The following is a 7,901-nucleotide window of genomic DNA, read 5'->3' as shown; positions in this document are numbered from 1 at the left end:
CGGGCCGCGCTGAGCGGCGCCCCCTCCGCGCTGCTGATGGGGCCGGCACCCGCAGCGTCGCCACGACCCGCGACGAAGGTCCTCGCCGAACCCCTTGCACCGTCGGCCAACTACTTCGTCGCGCCGGCGCCGCGGCGCCGCCCGATGAGCCGCGAACGCAAGCTGCTGCTGGCGGCGGCGGGGTTCGTCGCGGTCGTCGTCGCCGGCCTCGCGCTGGCGCTCGATTCGCCGTCGAGCACACCACCGCCGCAGCAGGTCGGCACGAGCACACCGGCACAACCGCCGCCACCCCCGCCGACCACCGCCGCACCGCCGCCGCCGAGCGCGGCACCGATCGTCGAGCAGCCAAAACCGCCCAAACCGCCCAAGCCGCCCAAGAAGGGCAACGGCAACGGCCGCGGCAACGGGAAGAAGGGCGACTGAGTGCGGCGGGGTCCGGCGGCATCGCTGCGGCCCGCATGAAGCCGTCGGCGGGCCGTTACGATCAGCCGCGTGAGTGACAACACTGAACCAGTCGTACTGGTCGAACAGCACGACCGCATCCTGATCATCACCATCAACCGGCCGCAGGCCAAAAACGCGGTGAACGCCGACGTCAGCCGAGGCCTTGCCGACGCGATGGACCGCCTCGATGGTGACGCCGGCCTGTCGGTGGGCATCCTGACCGGGGCCGGCGGCTCGTTCAGCGCGGGCATGGACCTCAAGGCGTTCGCCCGCGGCGAGAACGTGGCGATCGAGGGCCGTGGCCTGGGCTTCACCGAGCGCCCACCCGCCAAGCCGCTCATCGCCGCCGTGGAGGGCTACTGCCTCGCGGGCGGCTGCGAGCTGGCGCTGGCCACCGACCTCATCGTCGCATCGAAGGAATCCGCGTTCGGCATCCCCGAGGTCAAGCGCGGCCTGGTCGCCGGCGGCGGCGGGCTGCTGCGGTTGCCGCAGAGGCTCCCGTACGGCCTCGCGATGGAGCTCGCCCTGACCGGCGAGAGCCTGTCCGCGCAGCGCGCCCACGACCTCGGCATGGTCAACGTCCTCGCGGAGCCCGGACAGGCGCTGGAGGCCGCGATCGCGTTCGCCGAGAAGATCACCGCCAACGGTCCGCTCGCCGTGGCGGCGACCAAGCGGATCATCGTCGAATCCCGGGACTGGAATTCCCAGGAGATGTGGAAGAAGCAGGTCGAGATCTTCGGACCGGTCTTCATGTCCAACGACGCCAAGGAAGGCGCGATCGCGTTCGCTGAGAAGCGGGCGCCGAAGTGGACCGGAACCTAAGGGGTTTCCCCAGAGGGTTTTGTCGCCGCCGCCCGGGGCAACCGTAAGGCGTGGAAACGTTGTCCCGAGCGCGGCGCGCGCAGAAGCGCATCTTCAAGGTGCAGCGGCGATTGTGGTTGTTGCAGGTTGCGGTGTGGCCGACATTGGCACTCGCAGGCATCGGCGCGGTCGCCGCGGTGGTCGTCCGGTACCGCGGGCGCGCCGACGGGCCGGGGACAGCGGTCCCGTCGCCGACCGACGGCCTACCTCACCTCTGAGGAGACAGCGCATGGCGCAGAGCGACGACCTGCCGATCACCGACTACGACCAGCTGCCGCTCACCGAGCTGCGTCACCGCATCCGTGCGCTCGACGAACCTCAACTGCGCGCAGTGTTCGACCACGAGACCGCGCACGGCAACCGGATCCCGGTGCTCGAGGTGCTCCATGCGCGACTCAAGGAATTGACGCATGGCGCGGAGCCGTCGTCCGGTGACCCGACCAACGCACCCGAGGTCAGTGGCGCGGCGGGCGGATCGCCCGTGCAGGAGTCGACGGCCGCGCAGGCCAACACCCCGCTGCGGCACGGTGTCGCGAACCAGACGCCTGCGCGCGGCAAGCCGTAAGCCGCACCGCGAATCGTTGACCTCAACGGCCATTCAGGTCGCAAGATGTGAGGCATGACGACGGATGTGCGGGCCGATCTGGATGTAACGGCCTATCTGAACCGGATCGGATACACCGGTTCGAACGAACCGACGCTGTCCACACTTCGCGGGCTGGTGGCCGCGCACAACCGGTCGATCCCGTTCGAGAACCTCGATCCCTTGTTGGGCATCCCGGTCGTCGATCTCAGCGCAGGGGCCCTTGCCCGCAAGCTCGTTCGTCGTCGCCGCGGCGGATACTGCTACGAGCACAACGGTCTGATGGGTTACGTGCTCGAGGCACTTGGCTACGACGTCGCGCGCCTTGCCGGCCGGGTCGTGTGGATGAACCAGTCGGGTGCCCTGCCCGCGCAGACCCATCAGGTGCTGTCGGTGCGCATCCCGGGCGAAGACGGACCGTGGCTGGTCGACGTCGGGTTCGGCGGCCAGACGCTGTCGTCGCCGATCCGGCTCGAAAGCGGTCCCGTGCAGACGACCCGCCACGAGCCCTACCGACTGCGCGAGCACGACGACGGCTATCTGCTGGAGGCCGAGATCCGCGGGGAGTGGCAGCCGCTGTACATGTTCGACTCCCGACCGCGCCCGCAGATCGACCTCCAGGTTGGAAGTTGGTATGTCTCAACGTTTCCCGAGTCCGGCTTCGTCACCGGGCTGACGGTCGCGCTGGTCACCGACGACGCTCGGTGGAACCTGCGTGGACGCAATCTGGCCGTCCACAGCGGCGGTGGCACCGAACGGATCCGCTTCGATACCGCCGCCGAGGTCCTCACCGAACTCACCGACCGCTTCGGCATCGATCTGGCCGACCTCGGCGACCACCGCGACATCGAGGCCCGCGTCCACGAGGTCTTGGACAGCTGAACGCAGCAGGAATCGTCATGGCCATCCGCGAGCGACGCGGCCATACTCGTTGCTCGTGAGCCAGCCAGCACGCCGCGACCGCCTGCGCGAACTGCTCGACGCGGTCGTCGACGCCGACAACAGCGGTGTGGACAGCATGGCCCGCAGCAGTCACGCCTCGGGGTTCCACTTCTCGCGGGAGGTCCGTCGGCTGACCGGCGAGTCGCCGGCCGCGATGCGTCGCCGCATCATGCTCGAGCGGGCTGCCTGGCGACTGCAGCACGGTGAGCGGGTGGCCGCCGTCGCGGCCGACGAGGGATGGTCGTCGACCGAGGTGTTCTCACGCGCCTTCCGGCGCACCTTCGGTGTGCCGCCGTCGAGGGCCGCCGACGTCGCCTTCCGGGTCGCTGCGCCGAACGGGCTGCACTTCCATCCGCCGCACTCGCTGTGGCTGGACAACGCGGGCGAGGCAAAGGAGCCGGACATCTCTGGACTGATGGTGGTGCACGACGTCGCCGACACCGCGTACCTCATCGACCGCGCGACGGGCCTGACGAACGACCAATGGCGGGAGGCGATCTCACCCGGCCAGGTGGTGCTCGACTGGGACGGCGCGGAACCCAGTGTCGGCGCGGTGCTCGCAACGATCGTGTGGACCAAGCAGGTGTGGCTGGCCACGATCGACGGTCGCGACTTTCCCGATCGCACCGCCACAACGCCTGAGAACATGACCGCCGAACAGCTCGCCCAGCACCACGACGACATCGCAAAGCGCTGGACGGCAATGGTTTCCGAGTACGCCGCCGACGGCCGGATGGGGGACACCGTCATCGACGCGCTGTGCGATCCACCGGAGTCGTTCCAGCTGTACGGCATCGTCGCGCACGTGTTGGAGTACTCCGCGCACCGGCGCGGCCTGGCCCGCACGATGCTGGCCCGCCACGGTATCGATGTGCCCCCGGGCGATCCTTTGGAATGGATGAGAGGTAACTGATTTGGCGACGGTCTACTACACGGCTTCCAGCCTCGACGGGTACATCGTCGATGAGAACAACAGCCTGGACTGGCTGACCTCGCGCGACATCGACCAGAGCGGACCGTTCGGCTACGACGCGTTCATCGCGACGATCGGCGCCGTGGTGATGGGTTCGGCGACCTACGAATGGATCGTGCGCAACCACCCGGGCGACTGGATGTACGGGCAGCCGTCCTGGGTGATGACGCGTCGCCCGCATATCATCGAGCAGGGACAGGACGTGCGGACGTTCGCCGGCGATGTCTCCGATCTGCACCCGAAGATGGTGTCCGCCGCGGCGGGCAAGGACGTGTGGGTGGTCGGGGGAGGTGACGTCGCACGACAATTCGTGTCGGCGGGGCTGATCGACGAGATGATCGTCAGCTACGCTCCGTGCTCGCTGGGCGCGGGTTCGCCCGTGCTGCCGATCCGTTCCGAGTGGACGCTGGTCGAGTCGGCGATCAACGGGGACTTCGTATGCGCCCGCTGGCGCTCGGCCTAGTTGCGGTCGGGCACGCCGTTGCGGCGGATGAAATCCCGTGACCTGATGAGGAATTCGACCTGCTGGGCCACGTCACGCAGCGGGTCGACGGAGCGTGTCGAGCGGCACAGCACCACAGCACCTTCCAGCGCCGCGATGCTGGTGATGGCGAGGGAGGCCGCGTCGGACTCGTCGAAACCGTCGGAGACGAACGCTCGCGTCAGCGCGTCACGCCAATGGCCGAAGATGCTGCCTGCCACGGTCGTCAGTTGGGGCTCGTCCTCGGCCGACCCGATTGCCGCGGCGACCACGGGACAACCCGCGGCAAATTCGCTTTCGACGAGCAGTTCCTCCCAGAACGCCACGAAGCTGCGGACCAGGTGCATGCCGCCCTTGGCGGCCGCCTCGTCGATCTCCTTGGTGATCGCCTCACCCGCGAACCGGAGCGCCTCGCGCAGGATCTGATTGCGGCCGTCGGGAAAGTGGTAGTAGACCGACCCGCGCGGGGCGCCGCTGCGGGTGAGCACCTCGTCGATCGTGACACCCGCTGCGCCGCGCTCCCGCATGACCTCGGCCGCGGCGATCAGCATCTTGGTGCGCGTCGATCCGCGCTTCGTGGCGGTCTTGGTGGCGGCGGAAGACAGATCAACCTCCAATGGAGTGGTCAGGCTGCGGGTGTGCGAGGCACTTGCGCCGGACGCCAGTGGAGTGGGCTGAAGCGAAAGACCGGCCGACGCCGGTCGTGCACCCGGTGGGTGAACCGGTATCCGGCGATGTTGACTTCAATGACCCACATGGGGTGCCTCCCTGGTTATGACGAAAAGCATAAAACCCAGAACACACCGAAACAATTAATGTATTCCACATCACAGCGTTATCTGCGGTCAGTGCAGGCGAGAGCGCGTGAAGCGGCTCGGCCGAGCAGAAGCCGCAATACGCCTGATTATGGTAGAGAGCATAATTTGCGCGCCCGCCACGCGCCTGGGCTGAACTGCAGGTCGCGGGTCCGTCGGACGGCTACGCTACGGCTCGACGCGAGAACGAAAGGCGCTCGTCATGGGCCATTACAGAAGCAACGTGCGGGATCTCGAGTTCAACCTGTTCGAGGTGCTTGGCCTGGACAAGGCCCTGGCGACCGGTGAGTTCGGTGACCTCGACGGGGATTCGGTGCGGCAGATGCTCGACGAGGCGGCTCGGCAGGCCGAGGGTCCGCTCGCCGAGTCGTTCGCCGAATCCGATCGCCACCCGCCCACCTTCGACCCGGTCACTCACGAGGTGACCCTGCCCGAGCCGTTCAAGAAGTCGTTCCGGGCCTGGCATCAGGGTGAGTGGTTCCGCGTCGGGATGGCAGAGGACATCGGCGGGGTGTCGGCGCCCGCTGCGGTCGAATGGGCGATCAACGAGTTCGTGCTCGGCGGCAATCCCGCGGTGTTCATCTATCAGGCCGGCTCGAAGATGGCCGACATCCTCTACGGCATCGGCAATGAACAGCAGCGGCACTGGGCATCGCTGATGGTGGAGCGCGACTGGTGCGCGACGATGGTGCTCACCGAACCCGACGCGGGTTCCGACGTCGGCGCAGGCCGGACCAAGGCCGTGCAGCAGCATGACGGCACTTGGCATCTCGACGGCGTCAAGCGGTTCATCACCAACGGTGACACCGGCGACCTGTTCGAGAACATCATGCATCTCGTGCTCGCCCGGCCCGAGGGAGCGGGCCCGGGCACCAAGGGCCTGAGCCTGTTCATCGTGCCGAAGTACCACTTCGACCCCGAGACCGGAGAGATCGGTGAGCGCAACGGCGTCTTCGTCACCAACGTCGAGCACAAGATGGGGCTGAAGGTGTCGGCGACGTGCGAGCTCACGTTCGGCCAACACGGCGTGCCCGCCGTCGGATGGCTGGTCAACGACTCCCACAACGGCATCGCCCAGATGTTCAAGGTCATCGAGTACGCCCGAATGATGGTGGGCACCAAGGCGATCGCCACGTTGTCGACCGGCTATCTCAATGCGCTCGACTACGCCAAAACGCGGGTGCAGGGCGCGGACATGACGCAGATGACCGACAAGACCGCGCCGCGGGTGACCATCCTGCACCATCCGGATGTGCGTCGCGCGCTGCTGACGCAGAAGTCTTATGCCGAAGGGCTGCGGGCGCTGTACCTGTACACCGCCGCCCACCAGGATCCCGCCGTGGCGCAGCTCGTTTCGGGCGCCGACGCCGAGATGGCCGGCCGCGTCAACGATTTACTGCTGCCGATCGTCAAAGGCGTGGGCTCGGAGCGGGCGTACCAATGCCTGACCGAATCGCTGCAGACGTTCGGCGGTTCGGGCTTCCTGCAGGACTATCCGATCGAGCAGTACATTCGCGACGCCAAGATCGACTCCCTCTACGAGGGCACCACCGCGATTCAGGCGCAGGACTTCTTCTTCCGCAAGATCGCCCGCGACCAAGGCGCTGCGCTGGCGCACCTGGCAGGCCAGATACAGGGATTCGTCGGCAGCGAGACCGCGCGTCCAGAACTCGCGGACGCTCGGGCACTGCTGGCCACCGCGTTGCAGGATGTGCAGTCCATGGTGGCGTCGTTGACCGGATATCTGATATCAGCTCAGGAAAATCCGCGCGAGCTGTACCGAATCGGGCTGGGGTCGGTCCCGTTCCTGCTTGCCGTCGGCGACCTGGTCATCGGCTGGTTGTTGTTGCACCAGGCCGAGATTGCGCTCGCCGCACTCGACGGCGATGTCTCCGACAGTGACCGCGCGTTTTATACGGGGAAGGTCGCCGCGGCGAAATTCTTCGCCAAGCACATGCTGCCGCTGTTGACCGCCCAGCGCGGCATCATCGAGACCGTGGGCCTCGAAGTCATGGACGTCCCCGAAGCCGCGTTTTAGAACCGCGAGCAGACGTAAAACTGCCCGAAACTGCGTGAAAGTAGGCAGGTTTACGTCTGCTTCGCGGAAAGAAAGATCAGTCCTCGGGGGTGTAGCCGAACGGCAGCAGCACGCTCTTGTGCTCGACGTAGGCCTCGATGCCCTCGGGACCATTCTCGCGGCCGATACCGGAGTTCTTGTAGCCGCCGAACGGAGCGCCGGGATCGAAGGCGTACATGTTGACCGCGTACGTACCGGTGCGGATCTTCGACGCGACTTCGAGCGCCTTCTTGTTGTCGGTGGTCCACACCGAACCCGCGAGCCCGTACACCGAGTCGTTGGCGATGCGGATCGCGTCCTCTTCGTCCTCGTAGGGGATGACCGCCAGCACCGGTCCGAAGATCTCCTCCTGGGCGATCGTCATCGAGTTGTCGACATCGGCGAACACGGTCGGCTGCACGAACCAGCCGTTGTCCAATCCCTCGGGACGGCCACCGCCGGTGACGATGCGGGCACCCTCGTCGACGCCCTTCTTGATGTAGGACTCGACGCGGTCGCGCTGCTTCTCCGAGATCAGCGGGCCGATCGCGGCGTTCGGGTCGTCGGGCAGGCCGACGGGCATCGCGCCGACGAAGTTCGCGACCTTCTCCACGACCTCCTCGTAGCGCGAGCGCGGCGCGAGGATGCGGGTCTGCGCGACGCAGGCCTGCCCGCTGTTCATCACACCGGAGAACCCGAGCATCGGCAGCGTGGAGTCCAGGTCGGCGTCCTCGAGGATGATCGCG

Annotated in this window: 9 protein-coding genes and 1 pseudogene; 8 read left to right on the top strand and 2 right to left on the bottom strand. The window is 67.0% G+C overall.

All coding sequences use genetic code 11. The features are described from left to right. The 7 genes and pseudogenes from A5698_RS28905 to A5698_RS07865 form a co-directional block, all read left to right on the top strand. Positions 1-423: pseudogene (locus tag A5698_RS28905) on the top strand (serine/threonine protein kinase); the annotation flags it as partial. A 60-nt stretch (positions 424-483) separates the two neighbouring features. Further along, positions 484-1,266: a crotonase/enoyl-CoA hydratase family protein gene (locus A5698_RS07890; protein ID WP_068295290.1), complete on the top strand. Its 783-nt coding sequence runs from the start codon at positions 484-486 to the stop codon at positions 1,264-1,266. A 50-nt stretch (positions 1,267-1,316) separates the two neighbouring features. Further along, complete coding sequence (locus tag A5698_RS07885) at positions 1,317-1,523, top strand: hypothetical protein (protein ID WP_067299082.1); 207 nt, start codon at positions 1,317-1,319, stop codon at positions 1,521-1,523. Positions 1,524-1,534: 11 nt separating this feature from the next. Then, positions 1,535-1,870: a DUF8129 domain-containing protein gene (locus tag A5698_RS07880; RefSeq protein ID WP_067299084.1), complete on the top strand. Its 336-nt coding sequence runs from the start codon at positions 1,535-1,537 to the stop codon at positions 1,868-1,870. A 54-nt stretch (positions 1,871-1,924) separates the two neighbouring features. Next, positions 1,925-2,770 carry an arylamine N-acetyltransferase family protein gene (locus A5698_RS07875; RefSeq protein ID WP_068295288.1) on the top strand — a complete coding sequence of 282 codons (846 nt, stop codon included), beginning with the start codon at positions 1,925-1,927 and terminating at the stop codon, positions 2,768-2,770. 55 nt (positions 2,771-2,825) lie between these two features. After that, complete coding sequence (locus A5698_RS07870; RefSeq protein WP_068295286.1) at positions 2,826-3,743, top strand: helix-turn-helix domain-containing protein; 918 nt, start codon at positions 2,826-2,828, stop codon at positions 3,741-3,743. Between the two features lies 1 nt (position 3,744). Beyond that, positions 3,745-4,266, top strand: coding sequence for a dihydrofolate reductase family protein (locus tag A5698_RS07865; protein WP_068295283.1), 522 nt, complete (start codon positions 3,745-3,747; stop codon positions 4,264-4,266). Here A5698_RS07865 and A5698_RS07860 read toward each other — a convergent pair. Further along, positions 4,263-4,835 (bottom strand): TetR/AcrR family transcriptional regulator, encoded by a 573-nt coding sequence (locus A5698_RS07860; protein WP_068295298.1) that lies wholly within the window; start codon positions 4,833-4,835, stop codon positions 4,263-4,265. The genes A5698_RS07865 and A5698_RS07860 overlap by 4 nt on opposite strands. A gap of 466 nt (positions 4,836-5,301) precedes the next feature. On the opposite strand from A5698_RS07860, the gene A5698_RS07855 reads away from it, so the two are divergent. Then, a complete protein-coding gene (locus tag A5698_RS07855) occupies positions 5,302-7,137 on the top strand; it encodes an acyl-CoA dehydrogenase (protein WP_068295280.1) in 1,836 nt (611 codons plus the stop codon). A 76-nt stretch (positions 7,138-7,213) separates the two neighbouring features. Here the strand turns inward: A5698_RS07855 and A5698_RS07850 are convergent. Beyond that, the coding region (locus tag A5698_RS07850) for an aldehyde dehydrogenase family protein (RefSeq protein WP_156670650.1) at positions 7,214-7,901 on the bottom strand (688 nt) is incomplete at its 5' end.

Origin of the sequence: Mycobacterium sp. E136 (assembly GCF_001666865.1) — a bacterium.
Classification (GTDB): Bacteria; Actinomycetota; Actinomycetes; order Mycobacteriales; family Mycobacteriaceae; genus Mycobacterium.
Note: the sequence above shows the minus strand (reverse complement) of the source record. Positions and strands in the feature narration are given on the sequence as shown.